Genomic DNA, 24126 nt, shown 5'->3' on the forward strand with positions numbered 1-24126 from the left:
GGTCGCCGGCAGGCGCTGCCCGGACAACCTGGCCAGGTTACCCGATGCACCCCCGGCCCGACCAACCGGCCCTTCCGGGCCGCTGCGGCGGGCGATCCGGTCACCGCCCCGGGCGGCGCGCGGACCGGGCCGGTCACAGCCCGGGGGTGTCGCCGCCGGCCGGCGCGGGGACACGCCGGCCGACCCCGGCGGGTGTCGGCCGCCGCCAGTAGGCTTCTGGCCGTGCTGGACACCCTCGACGCCGCCGCGGTAGGCCGCTGGTGCGCGAGCGGTCTCGCCGCGCTGCGCCGGCACCAGGGCGAGATCGACGACCTGAACGTCTACCCCGTGCCCGACGGGGACACCGGCACCAACCTCGTGCTCACCCTCACCTCGGCCCAGCAGGCGCTGTCGAGGGGGCTCGGCACCCTGCCGGAGGACGGCGCCACCGCACACGGCCACGCGCTGCGGTTGATGGCCCGGGGGGCGCTGCTCGGCGCCCGGGGCAACTCCGGGGTGATCCTCTCGCAGCTCCTGCGCGGCCTCGCCGACGCCCTCGGCGTCGTGCCCACCGTCGCCGGCCGGGCGCTGGCCGGCGCGCTGCGCGACGCCACCACCGCCGCCTACGCCGCGGTGGCCCGGCCGGTCGAGGGCACGGTGCTCAGCGTGGCCGCCGCCGCCGCGACCGCCGCCGAGCAGGCCGACAGCGACAACCTGCGCACGGTGGTCCGGGCCGCCGCCGGGGAGGCCGCCCGCGCGCTGGCCCGCACCCCCGAGCAGTTGCCCGCACTGGCCCGCGCCGGAGTGGTCGACGCCGGTGGCCGGGGGCTCTGCCTGCTGCTCGACGCGCTGGTCGAGGTGGTCACGGGGGAGTCCCCACCCGGGCCGACGCCGGTGACCCGCACGGTCCGCCCGCCGCTGACCGCCGTCCGGGAGACCGGCTCCACCGAGTACGCCTACGAGGTGCAGTTCCTGCTCGACGCCCCGTACGACGCGGTGACCCGGATGCGCGCCGAACTGGCCACGCTGGGCGACTCGCTGGTGGTGGTGGGCGACGGCGGCTCACCCGCCGAGTCCGGCACCTGGAACGTGCACGTCCACGTCAACGACGTCGGGGCGGCCGTCGAGGCCGGGGTGGCCGCCGGCCGGCCGTACCGGATCTCGGTGACCCGGTTCGCCGACCAGGGCACGCCGGCCGCCCGGCCCGAACCCGCCGACGGCCGGGCCGCCGTGGTGGTCGCCGCCGGTGTCGGCATCGCCGAACTGTTCGGTGGCGAGGGGGCCATGGTGGTGCCGGGCAACCCGTCCACCGGCGAGCTGCTGGACGCGATCCGGGCCACCGCCGCCGCCCGGGTGGTGGTGCTCCCCAACGACCCGAACACCCAGGCGGTGGCGAACGCCGCCGCCAGGGAGGCGCACCGGCTCGGGGTGCAGGTGAGCGTGGTGCCGACCCGCTCGCCGGTGCAGGCGCTCGCCGCGCTCGCCGTCCGGGACCCGCAGCGCCGGTTCGTCGACGACGTCATCGCGATGGCCGAGGCCGCCGGCGCCTGCCGGTACGCCGAGGTCTGTCACGCCAGCCGGGAGGCGTTGACCGTCGCCGGCCCGTGCCGCCCCGGTGACGTGCTGGCCCTGGTCGAGGGGGAGGTCCACCTGATCGGCAGCGACCTCGTCGACACCTGTGCCGCCGTGGTCGACCGGATGCTCGGCGGCGGCGGCGAGCTGGTCACCCTGCTCACCGGCGCGGACGCCCCGGCCGGTCTCGCCGAGGCGGTCCGGGAGCATGTGAGCCGGCGCTGGCCCTTCGTCGAGGTGCAGGCGTACCCGGGCGGGCAACCGCACTATCCGCTCCTGGTGGGGGTCGAATGACGACGGCCGAGCCGGCCACGGTGGACACCGCGCTCAAGAAGCTGGTGGGGGAGAAGACCGCCAAGGCTCTCGCCGGTCACCTCGACCTGCACACCGCCGGGGACCTGATGTACCACTTCCCGCGCCGATACGACGAGCGCGGCGAGCACACCGACATCCGTTCGCTGGACGTCGGGGAGCAGGTCACCGTGCTGGCCCAGGTGCAGCGCACGGCGGTACGCCCGATGCGGCAACGCCGGGGCAACCTGTTGGAGGTGACCGTCGGCGACAACTCCGGCGGGACGCTGACGCTGACCTTCTTCGGCAACCAGGCGTGGCGGGAACGGGAGCTGCGCCCCGGCCGGTGGGGGCTGTTCGCCGGCAAGGTCACCGAGTTCCGGGGCAGGCGGCAGCTCAACGGCCCGGAGTACGTCCTGCTCGGCGAGGGCGGCGAGGGCGAGGTGGCCGCCGCCGAGGAGGTCGAGGAGTTCGCCGGGGCGCTGATTCCGGTCTATCCGGCCGCCGCGGCCGTGCCGACCTGGGTGATCGCCCGCTGCGTCCGGGTGGTGCTGGACACCGTCACCCCGCCGGACGACCCGTTGCCGACCGGGCTGCGGGTGGGCCGGAAACTGGTCGGCATCGGCACCGCACTGCGCGAGATCCACCGGCCGTCCAGCAAGGAGGAGCTGTACCGGGCCCGCCGCCGGCTCAAGTGGGACGAGGCGTTCGCCGTGCAGCTGACCCTGGTGCAGCGCAAGCTGCGGGCGGCATCCTGGCCGGCCACCCCGCGCCCGGCCAGGGCAGGCGGCCTGCTCGACGCGTTCGACGCCCGGCTGCCCTACGAGCTGACCTCCGGCCAGCGCGACGTCGGCGTCGAGATCGCCGCCGACCTGGCCGGACCGCACCCGATGCACCGGCTGTTGCAGGGCGAGGTCGGCTCCGGCAAGACGGTGGTGGCGTTGCGGGCGATGCTCCAGGTGGTCGACGCGGGCGGTCAGGCGGCGCTGCTCGCGCCGACCGAGGTGCTCGCCGCCCAGCACCACCGGGGCATGCTCGACCTGCTCGGGCCGCTGGCCCAGGCCGGTGAGCTGGGCGCGGCCGACGACGCGACCCGGGTGGAGCTGGTCACCGGTTCGCTGGGCGCGGCGGCCCGCCGCCGGGCTCTCGCGGAGGTCGCCGAGGGGCGGGCCGGCATCGTGCTCGGCACCCACGCCCTGCTCTACGAGGGGGTCGACTTCGCCGACCTCGGCCTGGTGGTGGTCGACGAGCAGCACCGCTTCGGCGTGGAGCAGCGCGACGCCCTGCGGTCCAAGGCCGAACAGCCGCCGCACGTGCTGGTGATGACCGCCACCCCGATCCCGCGCACGGTGGCGATGACCGTCTACGGCGACCTGGAGACCTCCACCCTGTCCCAACTGCCGCAGGGGCGGTCCCCGATCGCCTCGCACGTGGTGCCGGCGGCGGAGAAACCGGCCTTCCTGGACCGGGCCTGGCGGCGGGTCCGCGAGGAGGTCACCGCCGGCCACCAGGCGTACGTGGTGTGCCCGCGCATCGGTGAGGGGCCGGCAACCGAGGAGGAGCCGCCCCGCGAGGACGACAACGGGCGACGTCCGCCGCTGGCGGTGACCGAGGTGGCGCCACTGCTCGCCGAGGGGCCGCTGCACGGGCTGCGGATCGGGGTGCTGCACGGCCGGCTGCCCGCCGACGAGAAGGACGCGGTGATGCGGTCCTTCGCCGACGGCACGCTGGACGTGTTGGTCGCCACCACGGTCGTGGAGGTCGGCGTGAACGTGCCCAACGCCACCGTGATGATCGTGCTGGACGCCGACCGGTTCGGCGTCTCCCAGCTGCACCAGCTCCGGGGCAGGGTCGGTCGGGGCTCGGCCGCCGGGCTCTGCCTGCTGGTGAGCGAGGCGGCCGAGGGCTCGTCGGCGCGGGAACGGTTGGACGCGGTCGCCTCCACCACCGACGGGTTCAAGCTGGCCGAGCTGGATCTGGAGCAGCGTCGGGAGGGTGACGTGCTGGGGGCGACCCAGTCCGGCCACCGCTCGCACCTGCGGCTGCTGTCCCTGCTGCGCGACGCCGACCTGATCCGGGACGCCCGCGCCGAGGCGCTCACCCTGGTCGGGGAGGACCCGGAGCTGGCGCGGCACCCGGCGTTGGCCGCCTCGGTCGCCGCCCTGGTCGACGAGGAGCGCGCGGAATACCTGGAGAAGGGCTGACCACCACCCGCGCCGGGTGAGCACGCCGGGCCGGTGGTCGGGCGGCAGCCGTCGGATCGGGCGCCGCCACCTTGCCGCACCGGCCCGGCGGGGCGTCTCAGGACCGGCGTTTCTCGACGACGGTCCAGCCGGTCCAACCCCGGTCGGCGACGAGCTTGCGCAGCCGTCCCACGACGGGATGGGCGGCGTCGGCCAACGAGTCCATCAGCCGGACGAACGCCGGGTCGGGGGTGACCTCGTCCTGCAGCTCCAGCTCGCCGTTCGCCTCCGCCTGCGCGAACATCTCGGCCATCAGGTCGGCCGTCTCGCGCAGCAACTCCTCGTCCTGCCAGTTCTCCGCGAGCCGACCGACCAGCCGGTAGAGCTGGACGACCTGGGGATTGTCCAGCTGGGCCACCTTGTCGGCCATCATCGCCGGGATCGCGTCCGGCCAGCGGGCCGCCATCAGGATCCACACGTCCCGCTCGGCCTCGACGGCGACCGGTGGCACACCGGCGGCCCGGAGCCGGTCCAGGTAGTCGACCACCTCCCGGGGGACGGCGAGGGTGTCACCGCCGCTGAGTCGGGCGATCCGCCGCCGGTGCTCCTGCAGCGCGCGGATCTGGGCACGTAACTGCTGGTCGATCCCCGTGGTGGCGGCGGCGAACGCCTCCGGGTCGGCGTCGAGCAGCTCACGGACCCGGGCCAGCGGGACGCCGGCCTCGGCGAGGGTCCGGATCCGGACCAGCCGCACCACCGCGGTCGCGTCGTACGCCCGGTAGCCGGAGGCGTCGCGCTCCGGCTCCGCGAGCAGCCCGATCTGGTGGTAGTGCCGCACGGCGCGGATGGTCACCCCGGCGTAGGACGCCAGCCGTCCGATCGTCAACATGGCCTCAGCCTGCCCGACGCGGGAGCACCGTCAACCGACCTTGCGGTGGTGGACGGCCATCGCGCCCGCGTACGCGACGACGAGGAGGCCGGCGCACCAGGCGAGCGCGATCCACACCTGCCCGCCCACCGGCTGCCCGGCGAACAGGGCGCGGATGGTGTTCACGATGGAGGTCACCGGCTGGTGCTCGGCGAAGGCGCGCACCGGGCCGGGCATGCTGTCCGTGGGCACGAAGGCCGAGCTGACGAACGGCAGCAGGATGAGCGGGTAGGAGAACGCGCTCGCGCCGTCGACGGACGTGGCGGTCAGGCCCGGGATGACCGCGAGCCAGGTCAGCGCCAGGGTGAACAGCAGCATGATGCCGGTGACCGCCAGCCAGCCCAGCACGCCGGCCCCCGAACGGAAGCCCATGGCGAGGGCCACCAGCACCACCACCACGAGCGAGATCAGGTTGGCGACCAGCGAGGTCAGCACGTGTGCCCAGAGCACCGCCGAGCGCGCGATCGGCATCGACTGGAACCGCTCGAAGGTGCCGCCCTTGAGGTCCAGGAAGAGCCGGTACGCGGTGTAGGAGATGCCCGAGACGACCGTGATCAGCAGGATGCCGGGCAGCAGGTAGTTCACGTACCGGTCGGACCCGGTCTCGATCGCGCCGCCGAACACGTAGACGAAGAGCAGCAGGAACGCGATCGGCATGATCGCGGTGGTGATGATGGTGTCCGGGCTGCGGCTGATGTGTCGCAGCGACCGCCCCAGCAGGGTGGCGGTGTCACCGAGGAAGTGTCTGGTCATCGGGGGGTCCTCAGCTGCTCGTGCCGTCGGGGCGGACGGCGGCCACGGTGGCGTCGGTGCGGGTGCTGCCGGTGCTGCCGGTGCCGGTGTCGCCGACGATGGCGAGGAACACGTCCTCCAGCGTCGGCTGCTTCTCGACGTACTCGACCGTGGCGGGCGGGAGCAGCTGCCGGAGTTCGGCCAGCGTGCCGTCGGCGATGATGCGCCCGTGGTGCAGGACCGCGATCCGGTCGGCGAGCTGCTCGGCCTCGTCGAGGTACTGCGTGGTGAGCAGCACGGTGGTGCCCTGCCGGGCGAGTTCCCGGACGGCCTGCCACACCTCCAGCCGGGCCTGCGGGTCGAGCCCGGTGGTCGGTTCGTCGAGGAAGATCACCGGCGGGTCGCCGATGAGGCTCATCGCGATGTCGAGGCGACGGCGCATGCCACCGGAGTACGTCGACACCCGCCGGCCGGCCGCGTCGGTCAGCGCGAAGCGGCCGAGCAGGTCGTCCGCGATCCGACCGGGGTCCGACAGGTGCCGCAACCGGGCGACCAGCACCAGGTTCTCCCGGCCGGTGAGGATCTCGTCGACGGCGGCGAACTGCCCGGTGAGGCTGATCGACTCCCGCACCCTCGCCGCCCGGGTGACGACGTCGAGACCGTGCACCTGGGCCGTCCCGCCGTCCGGCTTGAGCAGGGTGGCCAGGATGCGTACCACGGTGGTCTTGCCCGCCCCGTTGGAGCCGAGCAGGGCGAAGATGCTGCCCGGGGTGACGTCGAAGTCCACCCCGCGCAGCACGTGCAACTTCTGGTAGGACTTTTCCAGGCCCCGGACCTGGATGGCGGGCCCGCGGGCCGGCGATGGTGTCGACTGATCGGCTGACATGGCGTCAGCATCCGGGGTTGACGCTGCGTCAGTGTCAAGCCGGAGATGCCGAGGGCGCGTCGACCGGTCGGTCGACGCGCCCTCGGGCGTGGTGCGGGTCAGACGGTGAAGCGGATCCGCCGACGTCGGGCGACGACGAAGAGCACCGCGCCGGCCGCCAGCAGGGTGGCCGCGCCGGCCGCGATGGCACCGGCAGCCGCGCCGGTCACCGGGAGGCCGCCCTCCTGGTCGCCGCCGCCACCGCCACCGGTGGACGGGCAGTCCTTCGGCTGCTCCCACTTGAGCGGGCCGCCGGAGTCGAGGTCACCGGTGACGGTGACGGTGAGGCCCTTGCGGGCGGGGAAGCTGACCGTGCCGGTCCGGCCGGGCTCGACGGTCAGCTTCTTGGGCTCGCCCTTGTTGGGGGTGAAGACGGAGGTCAGCGGGGTGCCGTCCTCAGGGTTGCTGATCCGGAAGATCATCTTGTCGCAGCTGGACTCGTAGCTGGCGTCGGGCGTGCCGACCCCGGGCTGCTGGCAGTCCTCGGGCTTCTGCCAGCCGCCGGTGAAGTCCTTCATGCCGGCGGCCGTCACGGTGATCTCCTGCGCCTCCCCGGCGCTGAGCTTCCGCTTCTCGATCTTGCGCAGCGGGACGGTCACCTTCTCGGTGAAGCCGCCACTGCCGGTGATGGTGAACGTCGCCGCGGCGTTGCCACTGCGGTTGACCAGGGTCAGCTCGACGTTGCCGTCGCAGTCGGACTCGACGATCACCTCGGGCGCCGCCGAGCAGGTGCCCGAGCCGCCGTTGAACCAGGCGCGCGGGCCGGTGGAGCGGGCGCCGATGCCGGACGGGCTGCCGACCTTACGGTCGCCGTACCGGTCGCTGGTGTCGGTCAGCGGGTCGATCAGCTTGCTGCCGAAGACGAAGTCGACCTGGGTGTAGCAGTTCGGCACCTCGACGGCGAAGTCGAGGGTGGCCACCCCCAGCTCGCCCGGGGCGACCCCGGTGAACTTCTTGATCGACTTGTCGAGCACGTACTGCGGCACGGCGAACTTCGCCGACGGCGTCACGTACGACACCAGGGCCAGTTCCTGCTCCTCGCCCCGGCAGAGCGGGCCGTTGGTCAGGGTGATCGAGGCGCGGCCCGCCGGACCGTCGAAGGTGTGCGTGTAACGCGCGTCGGCGGCGGCGACGCAGGACGGCGTGGGCTGCTCGCCCGACGGGGTGGTGGCCGTCGCGCTGGGCGTCGGGGACACCGCCGTGGTGGCCGTGGGGGACGGCGAGGCCGGGCTGGCGCTCGCCGGGGCGGTGCAGGCAAGGACCGTGGCCAGGCCGGCCAGGGCGGCGGCGGTCACGGCGAGCGGTCGCCGGAGCGACAGCTGGGGACGGATCACGCGTACTCCCGGGGTGAGGGTGCGTCAGGGTGCGGCGAGGACGGCGTTGCCGGGTCGCGGCGGGCGTGCGGAGCGCCGCGACGGCGCCGTGCGGCGCACCGGCCGGCGGAGCGGCGCCGGCACCGGGCCGACCCTAATGGGCCTGCCGACCCGGACATAGCGCACAGCTGGCACCACGGGTGTTGTTATGCATCTGAAATCTTTGATGTACCGTAAGTGATCATCTGAACACCGGGGCGGGGCGCACCGCGCTGTCCGTCCGCCGCGCGTGTCGCGTAGCGTCACACGCATGCACAGGGGGAGACGGTGACCCGGATCGTGGCCGGCACGCTCGGCGGTCGGCGGATCGCCGCACCCCCCGGCGCCGGCACCCGCCCCACCTCCGACCGGGTGCGGGAGGCGCTGTTCAGTGCGGTCTCCGCCGAGGTGGACCTGGTCGGCGCGCGCTTCGCCGACCTGTACGCCGGCTCCGGCGCGGTCGGGCTGGAGGCGCTGTCCCGGGGCGCGGCGCACGTGCTGCTGGTCGAATCCGATCCCCGGGCCGCCCGGGTGATCCGGGAGAACGTCGCCGTGCTCCGGGCCGCCCCGGCCGCCCGGCTGGTCACCGGCAGGGTGGCCGGCGTGCTCGCGGCCGGCCCCGGCGACGAGCCGTACGACGTGGTCTTCGCCGACCCCCCCTACGCGGTGCCCGACGCCGAGATCGCCGCCCTGCTGGCCGCCCTGGTCGAGCACGCCTGGCTCGCCCCCGACGCGCTGGTGGTGGTCGAGCGGTCCACCCGCAGCGGACCGGTCGACTGGGTGCAGGGCATCACCGCCGAACGCAGCCGGCGTTACGGCGAGACCACTCTTTGGTACGGTCGCCGATCATGAGACGTGCGGTGTGTCCCGGCTCGTTCGACCCGGTCACCAACGGGCACCTCGACATCATCGGACGGGCCAGTCGGCTCTTCGACGAGGTGATCGTCGGCGTGCTGGTGAACCAGTCGAAGAGCGGCCTGTTCACCGTCGAGGAGCGGATCGACATGCTCCGCGAGGTGACCTCCTCGTACGGCAACGTGCGGGTCGCGTCCTTCCGTGGGCTGCTTGTCGACTTCTGCCGAGCGCAGGAGGCGAGTGTGCTGATCAAGGGCCTGCGGGCGGTCAGCGACTTCGACTACGAGTTGCAGATGGCCCAGATGAACATCGGCCTGGCCGGCGTGGAGACGCTGTTCATGCCGACCAATCCGCTCTACTCGTTCCTCTCCTCCAGCCTGGTCAAGGACGTGGCCAAGTGGGGTGGCGACATCTCCTCCCACGTTCCCGACACCGTCCGGCAGGCGTTGCAGGCCCGCCTGACCGTTCCGCGCCCCTGACCGTCCACCCGGCCCACCGGACGCGGGCGGCGCGTCGGGCCGGGGTGGTGGCGGCGGTGGTGGTCGGGGCACGACATCATGTGGTGCAGCGCCGAAGTCGGGCGCAGGCCGCATCATGTAGGTCGGCAGACGAACGACAGGAGTGAGGTACCGGTGGACCCGCTCGATCGCATCGACGAACTGATCGGCGTGCTGGAGCAGGCGCGCTCCGTCCCGATGTCGCGCAACAACTGCATGGTCGACCGGGGCGAGATGATCGCGGCTCTCGACGAGATGCGCGCCAACCTCCCCGCCGACCTGCGCCGCGCCGCCGCCCTCCTGGAGGAGCGGGACAAGATCATGGACGCTGGCAAGCGGGAGGCCGACCGGATCATCAGCGAGGGTGAGGCGGAACACGCCCGGCTGGTGTCGGTGAACGAGATCACGGTCTCCGCCGAGCACGAGGGGGCCCGGATCATCGCGGAGGCCCGCGCCGAGGCGCAGCGGCTGCGTGAGGAGGTCGACGACTACGTCGACACCGCGCTGGCGAACTTCGAGCAGTTCCTCACCCGGGCGCTGGCGTCGATCGAGCGTGGGCGGGACAAGATGCACGCCCTGCGGGAGATCGGCACCTTCGGTGGGGAGGAGGCGGAGCGCCCGCTACCCTTCTGAGCGGCACCTCATCGCACCGACGGACGGGTCGGGCGTCGCCCCCGGTTCGACGATCCGGCGGTCGCCCAGGTAACCTTTTTTGTCGGCCTCTCACCGGCCGGAGTCTGACTATGCCCAAACACTCGCCTTCATCACTCAACCCCAGGGCGCCGCTGGTCCTCGACACGAGGGACCTGCCGCGTCGCCCTGGTGCGTTGCGTACGCATCGGCGGGTCGTGCCGGCACCGGCAGACCTCGGCGTGGAGTTGATCACCGTGCCGGTGGGCGCAGACCTCGACCTCGACCTGAGGTTGGAGTCGGTGTCCGAGGGCGTGCTCGTCTCCGGGACCATCACCGGTCCCGTCCAGGGCGAGTGCGGCCGTTGCCTGCGCGAGATCGACTACTCGGTGGCCGTGAACGTCCAGGAGTTGTACGCGTACGCGAACAGCACCACGGACGACACGACCGACGAGGACGAGGTGGGCCGGATGCAGGACGATCTGATCGACCTGGAGCCGGCGCTGCGGGACGCGGTGGTGCTCACGCTGCCGACCAACCCGCTCTGCCGGGAGGACTGCCCAGGGTTGTGCCCCGAGTGCGGGGTGCACTGGGACGATCTGCCGGCCGACCACAGTCACCAGCAGACCGACCCGCGTTGGGCGAGCCTGTCGCAACTGAACCGTACAGAGGAGTAGGAACCGTGGCCGTCCCGAAGCGCAAGATGTCGCGCAGCAACACCCGGTCCCGCCGGGCGAACTGGAAGGCGGCCGTGGTGCCGACCGTGGCCTGCCCGCAGTGCAAGTCCCCCAAGCTGGGACACGCGGCGTGCTCCGTCTGCGGCACGTACAACGGCCGCCAGGTTCTCGAGGTCTGACCTGGACACCGAGTGACACCCCCGACCACAGGTCGGGTGGCGCGCGCACCCAGGCGATCGCCCGGTGCCCCGGCTCCCTCCGACGTCGGCCGGCCCGCTCCGGCCGGCGTCCCGATGGGGCCGGGCACCGCGCGGATCGCCGTTGACCTCCTCGGCGGGGACGAAGCTCCCGCCGTCGTGGTTGACGGCGCTCTGCGGGCGGTGCGCGCCGACCCGGACCTGCACCTGCTGCTCGTCGGCCCGACCGAGGTCGCGGCCGGGGTGGTCGACGCCCTGACCCCGGCGCAACGAACCCGGATCACGATCCGCGCGACCCGTACCGCCGCCGGGCCGGCCGACCATGCGCCGCGCGCCGACAGCACCGTCCGCGCGGCCGTCTCCGCCGTCCGCGACGGCGCTGCCGACGCGCTCGTCTCCGCCGGGTCCACCGGTGCCACCGTCTCCGCCGCCGCCCTCGGCTTCGGCCGCTGGACCGACGTGCGCCGGCCCGCGCTGGTGGCGAGCCTACCGGCCGTCTCCGGGCCGGTGATCCTGCTCGACGTCGGCGGCTCGCTGGAACCCCGCCCGGCCACCCTGGCGCGGCACGCCGTGCTCGGCGCGGCCTACGCCGCCGTCGCGCACGCCATCGTCGCGCCCCGGGTCGGCCTGCTCTCGGTCGGCACCGAGGCCGGCAAGGGGGACCGCCCCCGCCGCGCCGCCGACCCCCTGCTCGCCGCCGCCCCACTGCCCTGCGACGCCCGTTACGTCGGCCTGGTCGAGGGCTACGACGTGACGCTGGGCCTGCGCGCCGACGTGGTGGTCACCGACGGCTTCACCGGTAACGTGCTGCTCAAGGCCATCGAGGGGGCGTACGCGATGGCCGGGGGCCCACCGGCCAGCGGTGGCGCCCCACGGGCGGCGGCCCTGCTCGGGGTGGCCGGCACCGTGGTGGTCTGCCACGGCGCGGCGACCCCCGACGACGTCGCCTCCGGCATCGCCCTGGCCGCCCACCTGTGGCGTCGCCGGGCCACCGACCGGGTCCGGGAGCAGATCGCCGGCCTGCCGACCGGCGACGGCACCGACCAGGAGCACGGGGAGGCGCTGGCCGGGTCCGCCGGGCACCCCGCGGCAGATCGCCGCGAGCCGAAGGGATGGCCATGAGCACCAGGCGTGCGCCGGCCAGCCTCGCAGTCCTGAACGAACAGGTCGCCCGGCGCGCGGGTCATGAGCCCGCGTACCCCGCCGGCGGGAACGAAGCAGAGGTAAGAGCATGACGAACGACAAGCGGCGGCGCGCGCCCGCCAGCCACCTGGAGGCGGCGTTCGGGGTGACCCTCGACGCCGAGCTGTTGGAGCGGGCGCTGACCCACCGGTCGTACGCGTACGAGAACGGCGGGCTGCCCACCAACGAGCGGCTGGAGTTCCTCGGTGACTCGGTGCTCGGCGTGGTGATCACCACGGCGCTGTTCCGCAACCACCCGGACCTGCCCGAGGGGCAGTTGGCGAAGCTGCGGGCCAGCGTGGTCAACATGCGCGCCCTGGCCGACGTGGCGCGGGGGCTCGGCCCGGACGGGCTCGGCGCCTATCTGCTGCTCGGCAAGGGGGAGGAGAGCACCGGCGGACGGGACAAGGCGAGCATCCTCGCCGACACCCTGGAGGCGCTGCTCGGCGCGATCTACCTCCAGTACGGGCTGGACACCGCGGCGGTCGTCATCCACCGGCTGTTCGATCCGCTGATGGCCGAGTCGGCGGGCCGGGGTGCCGCGCTGGACTGGAAGACCAGCCTCCAGGAGTTGACCGCCGCGCTGGGGTTGGGCGTGCCCGAGTACCGGATCGAGGGCACCGGCCCCGATCACCTGAAGACCTTCACCGCCTGGGTGGTGGTGGCCGGCAACCGTTACGGCGGGTCCGAGGGCCGTAGCAAGAAGGAGGCCGAGCAGCGGGCCGCCGAGGCGGCCTGGCGGGAGCTGACCGCGCAGGCCGAGCGGGACCGTGCGGACGCCGCGCAGCCCGACCCCCTCGCCCCGGCCGCGTCGACCGGCTCCGCCGGGGTGGACGGGGCCGCCGGGTCCGGCCCGGCCGCCGACTCCGACCTCGACTCCGGGGCCGGTGGGTCGCCCGGGTCGAACGGGACCGCGGTGTCGAACGGCGCCGGCCGGCCGGGTGGGCCCGCCGACGCCGGGCAGCCGGCGGGAGACGAGACCGCCGAGGCGGGACTGGGCCGTGCCTGAGCTGCCCGAGGTCGAGACGGTGCGGCAGGGGCTGGCCCAGTGGGTCACCGGCCGCCGGATCTCGACGGTGGAGGTGCGCCACCCCCGGGCCGTGCGGCGGCACGTCCCCGGCCCGGCGCACTTCGCCGACGTGCTGGCCGGCCGGACGGTGACCGACGTACGGCGGCGCGGCAAGTACCTCTGGCTACCGCTGGACAGCGGTGACGCGCTCGTCGGCCACCTGGGCATGTCGGGGCAGCTGCTGCTCCAGCCGGCCGAGGCGGCCGACGAGCTGCACCTGCGGGTCCGGTTCCGGTTCGCCGACGACGGGCCGCAGTTGCGCTTCGTCGACCAGCGGACGTTCGGCGGGCTCGCGGTCAGCGATGGTGGGGCCGAGCTGCCCGGCGAGATCGCGCACATCGCCCGCGACCCGATGGACCCGGAATTCTCCGACGCCGGGTTCGTCGCCGCCCTGCGCCGACGCCGTACGGAGGTGAAGCGGGCCCTGCTGGACCAGACGCTGATCTCCGGGGTCGGCAACATCTACGCCGACGAGGCGCTGTGGCGGGCCGGGCTGCACGGTGCCCGCCCGACCGACGCGTTGACCGCCCCCGCCGCGGGTCGGCTGCTCGGGCACGTGCGGGACGTCCTGGCCGAGGCGATCAAGCAGGGCGGCACCAGCTTCGACGACCTGTACGTCGACGTCAACGGGGAGAGCGGCTACTTCGACCGGTCACTCAACGCCTACGGCCGGGAAGGGGAGCCCTGCCGCCGTTGCGGGGCGCCGATCCGCCGGGAGGCGTTCATGAACCGGTCGTCGTACAGCTGCCCCCGTTGTCAGCCCCGCCCCCGGGGTGCCCTCAGGGGGTGACCCCGAGCCGGTTCGGGGTTGCGCCGGTGTGCCGCGCCGACGGCACTCCGTGCCGGTGCCGGATTTCCGCCGATCCACCCGTTCGGTCGTCCCGGTCGACCCGGCCCGCCCGCCTCCGCGCCATCGGGGGCGGGCCGGGGCCGTTCCCCGATGTGCCCCACCGCCGCCGTCCCTAGCGTCAGCACGGTCGGCGCGGCGCCGGCGGAAAGGGGGCCCGACGGAGATGGGCGGCAGACCGGTGACGGTGCGGTTGGCGCGGTGGAGCGCCGAGCACCCGTGGCGCGCGATCGCGCTCTGGGTGGTCTTCGTGGCGGTGTGTTTCGTCGGGGGCAGCGCCGCCGGCCTGAACGAGGCCACCAGCGCGGACCAGGCGATCGGCGAGTCCGGTCACGCCGACGTGATCGTCGCCGACGGGAAGTTCACCGATCCGGCGGTGGAGAACATCCTCATCACCCCGCGTACCGGCACCCTGGACCGGGCCGCCGCGCAGGCCGCGGCGACCGACGCGACCGACCGGCTGCGGCAGGTCACCGGCGTGGCATCGGTCGGTGCCCCGGTGTCGTCGGCCGACGGTGCGGCGCTGCTGGTGCCGATCACCCTGGCCGGCGACCCGCAGACCGCCGCCGACCGGGTCCAGCCGTTGCGCGACGCCACCGCCGGGGTCCAGACCGCCCACCCGCAGCTGCGGATCGAGCAGGTCGGCGGGCCGTCGATCAACCAGGCGCTGGACGACACCCTGGGCCGGGACTTCAAGCGGGCCGAGCTGCTCAGCCTGCCGGTCACCCTGGCCATCCTGATCGTCGCGTTCGGCGCGTTGATCGCCGCCGGGGTGCCGGTGCTGCTGGCGCTCTCCTCGGTGGCCGCCGCGATGGGACTGTCCACCCTCGCCTCCCACCTGGTGCCCGCCACGGACACCACGGCCAGCGTGATCCTGCTGATCGGGATGGCCGTCGGGGTGGACTACTCGCTGTTCTACGTCCGGCGGGAACGGGAGGAACGGGCCAAGGGCCGGTCCGGGCTGGACGCGGTGGAGATCGCCGCCGAGACGTCCGGGCACGCCGTGGTCGTCTCCGGCTTCGCGGTGATCATCTCGATGGCCGGCCTGATGCTCGCCGACGACGTGGTCTTCTCCTCCCTGGCCGTCGGCTCGATCCTGGTGGTCGCCGTCGCGGTGACCGGCTCGCTGACCGTGCTGCCGGCACTCCTGGCCAAGCTGGGCCGCTGGGTGGACCGGCCCAGGGTGCCGCTGCTCTGGCGACTCACCGCGCCGCGCACCGGCCGGCACGGGCAGCCCGCCCGGCCCCGGTTCTGGCCGGCGGTGCTGCGGCCCGCGCTGCGTGCGCCCCGGGCCACCCTGATCGTCTCGGTGGGACTGCTGCTCGCCCTGGCCGCCCCGGCGCTCGGCATGAAGCTGAAGTTCCCCGGCATGGAGGACCTGCCCCGGACCACCCCGGCCATGCAGGCGTACGACCGGCTGACCGCCGCCTTCCCGAGCACCGGCACCAGTCACACGGTGGCCGTCCGGGCCCCGGCCGGACAGGCCGACCAGGTCCACGCCGCGCTGACCGGGCTGGCCCGCGATGCCGCCGCCGACCCGCTCTTCGCCCCGGTCGAGGCGGACGGCCCGAAGATCGAGGTGTCGGCGGACCGCCGGGTGTCGGTGCTGGAGGTGGCCACCCCGTACGCCAGCCGGGACGACCGGGCGGTGCAGTCGCTGCACGAACTCCGCGCCGACCTGCTGCCGGCCGCGCTGCGCGGCATCCCCGGCGTCGAGTACGCCGTCGGTGGCGGGGTGGCCGCCAGCGAGGACTACGCCCGGCACATCCGGGAGAAGCTGCCGCTGGTGATGGCCTTCGTGCTGGCGCTGACCTTCCTGGTGATGACCTGGACGTTCCGGTCGGTCGTGGTGGCCCTCACCTCGATCCTGCTCAACCTGCTCTCCGCGGGGGCCGCCTACGGCCTGCTGGTGCTGGTCTTCCAGGGCAGTTGGGCGCAGGGACTGCTCGGCTTCACCTCGATGGGGGCGATCGTCTCCTGGCTGCCGTTGTTCCTCTTCGTGGTGCTCTTCGGGCTCTCCATGGACTACCACGTCTTCGTGGTCAGCCGGATCCGGGAGGGCATCCGGGCCGGCAGGTCCAACGCCGACGCGGTGGCGTACGGCATCACCTCCTCGGCGGGGGTGGTGACCAGCGCGGCGATCGTGATGGTGGGGGTGTTCGCGATCTTCGCCTCGCTCAGCACGATCGACATGAAGCAGCTCGGCATCGGGCTGGCCGCGGCGATCCTGCTGGATGCCACGATCATCCGGGCGGTGGTGCTGCCGTCCGTGATGACCCTGCTCGGCGAGGCCAACTGGTGGGCGCCGCGCTTCCTGCGCGCGCGCAGCCGGCCTGCCACCCCACCGGCCGACCCGACGCCGGAGCTGGTCGGGGCGCACTGACCGCCGGTCCCGCCCCCGCCCACCCGCCGCCGGTGACCGCCCGTTTGGTGGTGCAGCGCCGTGACCGGCGGCGCGGCTGACCCGGACCGCAGCGCGCGGTCCGGGTCAGCCCGGCGGGCCGGGGGCCGGCCCGGGGGCGGTGGGGCAGGGTGCCCGCCAGGCGTCCAGGGCGCGGTTCTTGCGGATCGAGACGAAGCCGTAGCCGACGGTCGTCACGCAGAAACGCGCCGGGTCTCCGGCGTACTCGACCTGGAACACCGGCTTGCCCGCGTCGGCGAAGGGAAGCAGCTCGGCGCAGCGGCGCAGCCGGACGCACTCCTCGTCGACCGCGAAGTCGAAGTCCGGGGCCAGCGCGGTCACCTGTGCGACGTCGCCGACCAGGCCGGGGGAGAGGCCCAGGGTGCGGGCCAGCCCGGCCGCTCGGCGGTTGAAGATCAACTGATCGTCGAAGTCGAGCGGGAAGCCCGACCGGTGGGCGTACCCGTCGGCGTCGACGAGGGCCACCGCGCCGAAACCCTTGCCCCGGCAGAGCCGGAACCGGTCGGCCAGGACGGGACGCAGCAGGTCCCACCGCCGGACGTCCACCCAACGACTCCCGGGCCGCCCGGCCACACCGCCGCGGACCGCCGCCGGGTAGCGGTCGGCGTCCGGGTCGCTCCCGGCGTACATCCCGACCGGCACGTGACAGATCAACCGCCGGTCCCGCCGCCGCAGCGCGCCCGTCTCGGCAGCGCTCACCCGGACCGGGTCGAGGAGGAAGACGTCGGCCTCGACGGTGGTGTCGACCGGCCCGGTGAGCTGCCACTGCCACCGCCACTGCCGGGCCGTGCCGGGCGGCCAGGGGGTCGGTGCGCCGGGTGGCCCGAGGTCGGGACGGCAGGCGTACACCGGGGTCAGCAGGGCGAGTGCCACGGCGGCCGGCAGCACCCGGCGGCCCGGTGGCCGGGCGGGCGCAGCGGAGCGTCCACCGCGCGTCGCGGACGCTGGCAGCCGGATCCGCATCGGCAGCTCCCGGGTCCCGTGCGGTGCCCGCCGCACGCCTCACCCGGTCAAACGAACGCCCCCCGGTGACGACGCGGTCGCGTCGTCACCGGGGGGCCAGGTCGTCCCCGCTCAGCGCGGGGCGGCGAAGTTCTGTGTCCAGTACGGCCCGTTGCTGCTGGCCACGCCCACGCCGATCTCGGTGAACGCGCAGTTGAGGATGTTGGCCCGGTGACCGGAGCTGTTCATCCAGGCGTTCATCACCGCCGCCGGGGTCTGCTGGTTCCAGGCGACGTTCTCGCCGTAGGTGCGCCAGGAGTAGCCGGCCCGGTCCAGCCGCTGCCCGGCGTTGCTGCCGTCGCTGCCGGTGTGCGTCATGCTCTTGTGGTCGGCCTGGTCCTGGCTGTGCTGCTGGGCGGCGAGGGTCAACTTGTCGTCCACCGTGACGGCGGCGCAGCCGGCCTTGGCCCGCTCGGCGTTGACCAGGTCGACGACCTGCTGGGCCTGACTGCCCCCGCCCCCGCTGGTCGCGGCCCGGGTGGTGGTCGCCGCGGTGGGAATGGCACCGCCCCGGGTGGTCTGCCGGGACGCCGCCTGAGTCCGGCTCGGGCTCGGCGTCGGCGTGACGGTCCGGCTCGGCGACGGGCTCGGGGTCGGGGACGCCGTCGACGGGCTCGGCGACGGGCTCGGGGAGGCCGGGGCGTCGGTGCTCGGCGCGGCGTCCGGGATGACCGGAGCGGTGGCCACCGGCGCGTCGAAGGCGGCCCGGTCGGCGCGCTCGTCGTCGTCGGGCAGCATCAGCGCGCCGATGCCGAGGCTCACCACCAGGGTCGCCGCGGCGGCGGCCCCGCCGATGAGCAGCGGACGCTTCAGCCGGCGGCGTGGCCGGTCGCGGTCGGTCGGCGTCAAGCGTCCGCCGACCGGCACGACCGCCGGGGCGAACGCGGTGGCGTCCCGGTCGGCGGGCAGCGGCCCGGCTCCGCCCCGGTACGCCTGTCCGTCCTGTTCGACCTCCCAGGGCCCGTCCGGTGCGGCGGCCCGGGGCGTCTCCCCGCTCCACTGCCCGGTCTGCGGGCCCTGCCACCGGTCGTCGGCCTCGTCCTGCCGCGGCCCGGCCCGTTCACCGTGCCACTGGCCGGCCTGCGCCTCCTGCGCGTCCTGCCACCGGTCGCCCTGTTCGCCCTGTGCGTCCTGCCAGGAACCGCCCTGCGCGTCCTGCCACCGGTCGGCCTGTTCGCCCTGCCATGACCCGGTGTGTTCGCCCTGCCAGGAACCGGTCCGCTCAGCCTGCGGGTGGTCGGCGCGTTCGCCCTGCCACGTTCCGGCCTGCTCGTCCGGCCAGCGGTCGGCCTGGTCGGCGGCGGGCCACTGCCCGGCGGGTTCCCCGGTCCACTGGCCGGTCGGCTCGTCCCGCCACCGGTCCGTCTGCTCCTCCCGCCACGTCCCGGTCGGCTCCGCCGGGTGCCGGCCGCGCGGCGCATCGGCCCCGCGGTCGGCGGCGGGGGCGGGTCGGGCGGGGTGGTCGGCCCCGTCCTCGAAACGTCCGGCGGAGGTCCCGGCCGCACCGGGTCCCGGCTGCGCCGGTCCGTCCTGCGCCGGGTCGTCACCGAAGAGGTACGCCGAGCGGGGCTCGGGGCGGTCGGTCAGCCAGGCCGGGTCGTCCGCCGACGGCTGTGGCCGTCGGTATTCGGCGTCCGGGTCGTTCCGATCGGTCCAGCCGTACACGCCTGTCGCCTCCACGGGTCGGTTGCGGGCCGGGGTGACGCTACGGCGGCAACGGGAACAGCGGCAATGCGGCTAAGGAAGAGTTAAGGCCAGACAGGCGTCCAGGGTCACCGTACCCGTTTTGGAAGGCGTAGAGTCAAGAAGTCCGGACAGAGAGTGTCCGAGCCTTAGGGCCCCCCGGCACAGCCGTCAGGGTAGGCGTGGAGATGATCTACGGCCTGCGAGAACTTGACGAACGGCGGGTTATCGCTCAATATATAGGTGTCGCCAGTCGCGCCCAGCCACGCCCGGAACTCAGTGGCCCGGTAGTTAGTCGCGAACACGAAATGGGCGCGCGTTGGCCGGCTTTTCCGGCAGCGCATATCAAGGAGTCAGCATGGCGAAGGCCCTCTACGGCCACGTAGGTGCAGCGCCCGACCGGCGTCTGCTCGACGAGGTCACCCGACTGCGTTCCAGGGTGCAGTCCCTGGAGTTCGAGATCACGCGCCTGCGCGCCGACAATGATCGGCTCGCGGCGGCTGCGGCGGAGGTGGACGACCTCCTCCGACTGGCCGAGCCGGCGCTCACCTGATCTTCGGCTACGCAGAAAACTGAACAGCACCACCGCGAAAAAGCGCGCCGACACTTTTGTGCCGGCGCGCAGTGCTGTCGCGGCACATTTCTCCGGGCGCCAATTCATGATCTTGTGAGCCCGATGTGGCGCAGCACACCCGAACAATTTTCGGACCGGCTGGGGTTCGGCGCCGGAGGCCGGGGCGGGTCGCGTGCCGGTCACCGCGTACCGACGGGTTAGTCTGCGGGTTCACCAGGTCCGCGCAGCCCGCGACGCCTGCGGTGGCCACCGGACGAGGATCGAGAAGGTGCATCTCAAGAGCCTGACGGTGAAGGGGTTCAAGTCCTTCGCCTCCGCCACGACGTTGAAGCTGGAGCCCGGGATCACCTGCGTGGTCGGCCCGAACGGCTCCGGCAAGTCCAACGTCGTCGACGCCATCGCCTGGGTGCTGGGCGAGCAGGGCGCCAAGGCGCTGCGGGGCGGCAAGATGGAGGACGTCATCTTCGCCGGCACCGCCGGGCGGGCGCCGCTGGGCCGGGCCGAGGTCACCCTCACCATCGACAACACCGACGGCGCCCTGCCGATCGAGTACACCGAGGTCTCCATCACCCGCCGGATGTTCCGCTCCGGCGAGAGCGAGTACGAGATCAACGGCGACACCTGCCGTCTGCTCGACATCCAGGAGCTGCTCAGTGACTCCGGCATCGGCCGGGAGATGCACATCATCGTCGGTCAGGGCCGGCTCGACGGCATGCTGCACGCCAAACCGGAGGACCGCCGCTCGTTCATCGAGGAGGCGGCCGGCGTCCTCAAGCACCGCAAGCGCAAGGAGAAGGCGCTGCGGAAGCTCGACGCGATGCAGGTCAACCTCAACCGGCTGACCGACCTCACCGCCGAGCTGCGCCGCCAGCTCAAGCCGTTGGGTCGGCAGGCCGAGGTGGCCCGCCGGGCCGCCGCCATCCAGGCCAACCTGCGCGACGCCCGGCTCCGGCTGCTCGCCGACGACCTGCACACCCTGCGGGTCACCCTGGACAAGGAGATCGCCGACGAGACGGCGCTGCGCGAGCGACGCGAGCAGATCGAGGGCGAGCATGCCGAGGTCCAGGGCCGCCTCGGTGAGCTGGAGGCGGCGCTCGCCGAGGACGCGCCGCTGCTCGCCGCCGCCCAGGACACCTGGTACAAGCTCTCCGCGCTCTCCGAACGGTTCCGCTCGGTGGAGCAGTTGGCCCGGGAGCGGTTGCGCCACCTCAGCGCCACCGGCGACGACGAGCGTCCCGGCCGGGACCCCGACCAGTTGGAGGCCGAGTCGCAGCGGGTCCGCGAGCAGGAGGAGGAGCTGCGCGGGGCGCTCACCGACGACCAGATCCGGCTCGCCGAGGCGGTCGAGCACCGGCAGGAGCTGGAACGCCAGCTCGCCGCCGCCGAGCGGGAACTCGTCGCCGCGGCCAAGGCGATCGCCGACCGGCGGGAGGGTCTGGCCCGGCTGACCGGGCAGGTGAACTCGGCGCGGGCCCGCACCACCAGCGCCGGTGAGGAGATCGACCGGCTCGCCGCCGCGCACGCCGACGCCCTGGCCCGCGCCGAGCAGGCCCAGGCCGAGCTGGACGCGGTCGCCGAACAGTCCACCGAGGCCGACCGGGACAACGCCGAGCTGGACGACCGGCACGCCGAGGCGGTGGCCGTCCACGAGCGGGCGCAGGCCACCGTCCGGGCGTTGACCGACACCGAACGGGCCGCCGAGAAGGACGCCGCGACGTGGAAGGCCCGCGAGGAGGCGCTCGCCCTGGGGCTACGCCGCAAGGACGGCGCGGGCGCGCTGCTGGCCCGCGCCGACGAGGTGTCCGGCCTGCTGGGCAGCCTGGCCGGGCTGCTCACCGTCGCCGCCGGCCACGAGGCGGCGCTCGCCGCCGCGCTCGGCGGGCTCGCCGACGCGGTCGCGGTCACCGGGGTGGACGAGGCAGTCGAGGCGATGCGGCTGCTGAAGATCTCCGACGCCGGGCGGGCCGGCCTGCTGGTAGGCAGCCCCGCCGGACCAGGCATGGCCGGCCCCGCCGACGCACTGCGCCCCCGGTTGCCGGATTCCGCGCGGTGGGCGCCCGACCTGGTCGAGTGCGCCCCGCAGCTGCGTCCCGCCGTGCACCGGGCGCTGCGTGACGTGGTGCTCGTCGACGACCTCACCGCCGCCGCCGAGCTGGTCGCCGACAACCCGGAGCTGCGTGCGGTCACCCCGGACGGCGACGTGGTCGGGGCGTACGCGGCGGCCGGTGGGTCGGCCAAGGCGGCCAGCTTCATCGAGGTGCAGGCGGCCGTGGAGGAGGCCCGCGCCAACCGGCTCACCGCCGAGCGGACCGGTGCGGAGCTGCGCGAACAGCTCGTCGACGCCCGTGCCGAGGTGGCCACCGCCAAGGAGGCGGTGCAGCACGCCGCCGCCGCGAAACGGGAGGCGGAGAGCCACCGTAACGCGGCCGCCCGCCGGCTGGCCGAGCTGGGCGCGGCGGCCCGGTCCGCCAAGGCGGAGACCGACCGGCTCGGCGAGAGCCGGTCCCGCGCCGAGGCGGCCCGGGAACGTGACCTGACCGCCCTCGCCGAGCTGGCGGAGCGGCTGCGGCTGGCCGAGGACACCCCGATCGACGCGGAACCCTCCACCGAGGACCGGGACCAGCTCGCGGCGATGGTGCCCCGGGCCCGGCAGAACGAGATGGAGGTCCGGCTCGCGGTGCGTACCGCCGAGGAGCGGGTCGCCTCGATCGCCGGCCGGGCGGACTCGCTGGCCCGGCAGGCCACCGCCGAGCGCGCGGCCCGGGAGCGGGCGGCGGCCCGGCGGGCGGCGCGGACCCGGGGCGCGGCGATCGCCCGGGCCGTGGTCGGTGGCGCCCGCGAGGCACTGACCCGGCTGGGCGCCTCCGTTGCCCGCGCCGAGGAGCACCGCGACGCGGTCGCCCGCGAACGCGCCGCCCGGGAGGCCGAACTTCAGGAGGTACGCGGGGCGGCGAAGCGGCTCGGCGCGGAGCTGGAGCGGTTGACCAGCCAGGTGCACCGCGACGAGGTGGCCCGCGCCGAGCAGCGGCTGCGCATCGAGCAGTTGGAGGCGAAGGCCGCCGAGGACTTCGGCCTGGACCTGGAGACCCTGGTCGCCGAGTACGGCCCGGCGCAGCCCGTCCCGCCGACCCCGGTGGACGTCGCGACGGCCGAACGCGACGGCCTGCCGGTGCCCGAGCCGGTCCGCTACGAGCGGCCGGTGCAGGAGAAGCGGGCCGCCAAGGCGGAACGGGAACTGGCCCTGCTCGGCAAGGTCAACCCGCTCGCGTTGGAGGAGTTCGCCGCCCTGGAGGAGCGCTTCAAGTTCCTCTCCGAGCAGTTGGAGGACCTCAAGGCCACCCGGCGTGACCTGCTCACCGTGGTCAAGGACGTCGACGAGCGGATCCTGGAGGTCTTCGCCAGCGCGTTCGCCGACACCGCCCGCGAGTTCGAGCAGGTCTTCACGGTGCTCTTCCCCGGCGGCGAGGGTCGGCTGATCCTCACCGAACCCGACGACCTGCTGACCACCGGTGTGGAGGTGGAGGCCCGGCCGCCCGGCAAGAAGATCAAACGGCTGTCGCTGCTCTCCGGCGGCGAGCGGTCGTTGACCGCGGTGGCGATGCTGGTGGCGATCTTCCGGGCCCGGCCCAGCCCATTCTACATCATGGACGAGGTGGAGGCGGCCCTCGACGACGTGAACCTGGGCCGGTTGATCACCCTGCTGGCCCAGTTGCGGGAGAAGAGCCAGCTGATCGTCATCACCCACCAGAAGCGGACCATGGAGATCGCCGACGCGCTCTACGGCGTGACCATGCGCAACGGCGTCACCCAGGTGATCAGTCAACGGCTCCACCGGACCGACGACGAGCGGTCCGACCGAACTGAGGAGAATCAGTAGTGGCACGGGAACGGCCGACGGCGCTCCTGCTCGACTTCGACGGCGTGCTGCGCCACTGGGACCCGGCGGTGGCCGCCGGCATCGAGCGGGAGTACGGCCTTGCCGCCGGGGTGCTCGGCGAGATCGCCATGCACTGGGGGCGGCTCCAACCGGTGCTGACCGGTCAGGTCAGCCACGCCGACTGGGTGTCCAGCGTGGCCGACGCGCTGACCGAGTCGGTCGGCCCGGACCGGGCGCGGGCGGCGGTGCAGCAGTGGCAGCGTTACCGGGGTGAGGTCGACGCCGACGTGCTGGCCTTCGTCCGCGAGGTGCGGGCCGCCGGGGTCCGGGTCGGGCTGGGTACCAACGCCACCGACCTGCTCGACACCGACCTCGCCGAGTTGGGCCTGGTCGGCGAGTTGGACGTGGTGGTCAACTCCTCGGTCGTCGGGGTGCACAAGCCGGCGAAGGAGTATTTCCAGGCGGCCTGCGACGCGTTGGCGACCCCACCGGCCCGGGTGCTCTTCGTCGACGACGAGGACTGGGCGGTCCGGGGAGCCCGGGTGGCCGGGCTGTCGGCGTACCGGTGGAGTGGGCCGGAGGGGCTGCGCTACCTGCGGGCGGCGCTGGGGTGCTGACCCGGCCGGCCGGTGGGCTGTCCGCCTGACAGCCT

The 24126-nt window shown here is 74.0% G+C and carries 19 protein-coding genes and 1 pseudogene; 14 read left to right on the plus strand and 6 right to left on the minus strand.

Annotated elements, in window-relative coordinates; translation table 11 throughout:
* Positions 1–222: 222 nt before the first annotated feature.
* Together GA0070216_RS14865 and recG are read left to right on the plus strand one after the other, a co-directional pair.
* On the plus strand, positions 223–1845 hold the full coding sequence (locus GA0070216_RS14865) for a DAK2 domain-containing protein (protein ID WP_091246233.1): 1623 nt from the start codon (positions 223–225) through the stop codon (positions 1843–1845).
* A complete protein-coding gene (gene recG, locus GA0070216_RS14870; protein WP_091245767.1) occupies positions 1842–4046 on the plus strand; it encodes an ATP-dependent DNA helicase RecG in 2205 nt (734 codons plus the stop codon). Before GA0070216_RS14865 ends, recG begins: the two co-directional genes overlap by 4 nt.
* A 97-nt stretch (positions 4047–4143) precedes the next feature.
* Here recG and GA0070216_RS14875 read toward each other — a convergent pair whose 3' ends face one another.
* From GA0070216_RS14875 to GA0070216_RS34550, 4 genes are all read right to left on the minus strand, one after another.
* Positions 4144–4914: a MerR family transcriptional regulator gene (locus tag GA0070216_RS14875; protein WP_091245771.1), complete on the minus strand. Its 771-nt coding sequence runs from the start codon at positions 4912–4914 to the stop codon at positions 4144–4146.
* 30 nt (positions 4915–4944) lie between these two features.
* Positions 4945–5706: an ABC transporter permease gene (locus GA0070216_RS14880; protein ID WP_091245775.1), complete on the minus strand. Its 762-nt coding sequence runs from the start codon at positions 5704–5706 to the stop codon at positions 4945–4947.
* A 10-nt stretch (positions 5707–5716) separates the two neighbouring features.
* Positions 5717–6571 (minus strand): ABC transporter ATP-binding protein, encoded by an 855-nt coding sequence (locus GA0070216_RS14885; protein WP_091245781.1) that lies wholly within the window; start codon positions 6569–6571, stop codon positions 5717–5719.
* A gap of 98 nt (positions 6572–6669) precedes the next feature.
* The gene (locus GA0070216_RS34550; protein WP_176738970.1) at positions 6670–7944 is read right to left on the minus strand and encodes a hypothetical protein; all 1275 of its coding nucleotides are present in this window, start codon (positions 7942–7944) and stop codon (positions 6670–6672) included.
* A gap of 306 nt (positions 7945–8250) precedes the next feature.
* Between GA0070216_RS34550 and rsmD the strand changes: the two genes are divergently transcribed.
* The 9 genes and pseudogenes from rsmD (at position 8251) to GA0070216_RS14940 (ending at position 16299) form a co-directional block, all read left to right on the plus strand.
* Positions 8251–8814, plus strand: a complete 564-nt coding sequence (rsmD, locus tag GA0070216_RS14900) for a 16S rRNA (guanine(966)-N(2))-methyltransferase RsmD (protein ID WP_091245793.1) — start codon at positions 8251–8253, stop codon at positions 8812–8814.
* Complete coding sequence (coaD, locus tag GA0070216_RS14905) at positions 8811–9296, plus strand: pantetheine-phosphate adenylyltransferase (RefSeq protein WP_091245797.1); 486 nt, start codon at positions 8811–8813, stop codon at positions 9294–9296. Before rsmD ends, coaD begins: the two co-directional genes overlap by 4 nt.
* Before the next feature lie 153 nt (positions 9297–9449).
* Positions 9450–9947: an SPFH domain-containing protein gene (locus tag GA0070216_RS14910; RefSeq protein ID WP_091245801.1), complete on the plus strand. Its 498-nt coding sequence runs from the start codon at positions 9450–9452 to the stop codon at positions 9945–9947.
* Between the two features lie 110 nt (positions 9948–10057).
* Positions 10058–10621 (plus strand): YceD family protein, encoded by a 564-nt coding sequence (locus GA0070216_RS14915; protein ID WP_091245803.1) that lies wholly within the window; start codon positions 10058–10060, stop codon positions 10619–10621.
* Between the two features lie 5 nt (positions 10622–10626).
* Entirely contained in the window at positions 10627–10800 is a 174-nt protein-coding gene (gene rpmF / locus GA0070216_RS14920; protein WP_091245808.1) for a 50S ribosomal protein L32, read from the plus strand.
* Between the two features lie 114 nt (positions 10801–10914).
* Entirely contained in the window at positions 10915–11940 is a 1026-nt protein-coding gene (locus tag GA0070216_RS14925) for a phosphate acyltransferase PlsX (RefSeq protein ID WP_091245811.1), read from the plus strand.
* 109 nt (positions 11941–12049) lie between these two features.
* Positions 12050–12781: pseudogene (gene rnc, locus GA0070216_RS14930) on the plus strand (ribonuclease III); the annotation flags it as partial.
* A gap of 220 nt (positions 12782–13001) precedes the next feature.
* A complete protein-coding gene (gene mutM, locus GA0070216_RS14935; RefSeq protein WP_091246236.1) occupies positions 13002–13859 on the plus strand; it encodes a bifunctional DNA-formamidopyrimidine glycosylase/DNA-(apurinic or apyrimidinic site) lyase in 858 nt (285 codons plus the stop codon).
* 223 nt (positions 13860–14082) lie between these two features.
* A complete protein-coding gene (locus GA0070216_RS14940) occupies positions 14083–16299 on the plus strand; it encodes an MMPL family transporter (RefSeq protein WP_091245814.1) in 2217 nt (738 codons plus the stop codon).
* A gap of 105 nt (positions 16300–16404) precedes the next feature.
* Here the strand turns inward: GA0070216_RS14940 and GA0070216_RS14945 are convergent, their stop codons facing one another.
* Both GA0070216_RS14945 and GA0070216_RS14950 read right to left on the minus strand, forming a co-directional pair.
* Positions 16405–17301 (minus strand): endo alpha-1,4 polygalactosaminidase, encoded by an 897-nt coding sequence (locus tag GA0070216_RS14945; RefSeq protein WP_091246238.1) that lies wholly within the window; start codon positions 17299–17301, stop codon positions 16405–16407.
* A gap of 111 nt (positions 17302–17412) precedes the next feature.
* The gene (locus GA0070216_RS14950; RefSeq protein WP_091245817.1) at positions 17413–19005 is read right to left on the minus strand and encodes a CAP domain-containing protein; all 1593 of its coding nucleotides are present in this window, start codon (positions 19003–19005) and stop codon (positions 17413–17415) included.
* A gap of 376 nt (positions 19006–19381) precedes the next feature.
* On the opposite strand from GA0070216_RS14950, the gene GA0070216_RS14955 reads away from it, so the two are divergent.
* The 3 genes from GA0070216_RS14955 to GA0070216_RS14965 all read left to right on the plus strand — a co-directional run bounded on the left by GA0070216_RS14955 (position 19382) and on the right by GA0070216_RS14965 (position 24091).
* A complete protein-coding gene (locus GA0070216_RS14955) occupies positions 19382–19576 on the plus strand; it encodes a hypothetical protein (protein ID WP_091245820.1) in 195 nt (64 codons plus the stop codon).
* Positions 19577–19865: 289 nt separating this feature from the next.
* Positions 19866–23474, plus strand: coding sequence for a chromosome segregation protein SMC (gene smc / locus GA0070216_RS14960; RefSeq protein WP_091245824.1), 3609 nt, complete (start codon positions 19866–19868; stop codon positions 23472–23474).
* Positions 23474–24091, plus strand: coding sequence for an HAD family hydrolase (locus GA0070216_RS14965; protein ID WP_091245829.1), 618 nt, complete (start codon positions 23474–23476; stop codon positions 24089–24091). The genes smc and GA0070216_RS14965 overlap by 1 nt, the downstream gene beginning before the upstream one ends.
* The last annotated feature ends 35 nt before the right edge of the window (positions 24092–24126 follow it).

The organism is Micromonospora matsumotoense (assembly GCF_900091525.1).
Classification (GTDB): Bacteria; Actinomycetota; Actinomycetes; order Mycobacteriales; family Micromonosporaceae; genus Micromonospora; species Micromonospora matsumotoensis.

Coding starts and splice junctions, on each gene's coding strand:
- GA0070216_RS14885 (WP_091245781.1), bottom strand. CDS start 6,571: ATGTCAGCCGATCAGTCGACACCATCGCCGGCCCGCGGGCCCGCCATC.
- GA0070216_RS14955 (WP_091245820.1), top strand. CDS start 19,382: ATGGCGAAGGCCCTCTACGGCCACGTAGGTGCAGCGCCCGACCGGCGT.
- GA0070216_RS14875 (WP_091245771.1), bottom strand. CDS start 4,914: ATGTTGACGATCGGACGGCTGGCGTCCTACGCCGGGGTGACCATCCGC.
- recG (WP_091245767.1), top strand. CDS start 1,842: ATGACGACGGCCGAGCCGGCCACGGTGGACACCGCGCTCAAGAAGCTG.
- GA0070216_RS14945 (WP_091246238.1), bottom strand. CDS start 17,301: ATGCGGATCCGGCTGCCAGCGTCCGCGACGCGCGGTGGACGCTCCGCT.
- GA0070216_RS14940 (WP_091245814.1), top strand. CDS start 14,083: ATGGGCGGCAGACCGGTGACGGTGCGGTTGGCGCGGTGGAGCGCCGAG.
- GA0070216_RS14880 (WP_091245775.1), bottom strand. CDS start 5,706: ATGACCAGACACTTCCTCGGTGACACCGCCACCCTGCTGGGGCGGTCG.
- GA0070216_RS14925 (WP_091245811.1), top strand. CDS start 10,915: ATGGGGCCGGGCACCGCGCGGATCGCCGTTGACCTCCTCGGCGGGGAC.
- coaD (WP_091245797.1), top strand. CDS start 8,811: ATGAGACGTGCGGTGTGTCCCGGCTCGTTCGACCCGGTCACCAACGGG.
- GA0070216_RS14915 (WP_091245803.1), top strand. CDS start 10,058: ATGCCCAAACACTCGCCTTCATCACTCAACCCCAGGGCGCCGCTGGTC.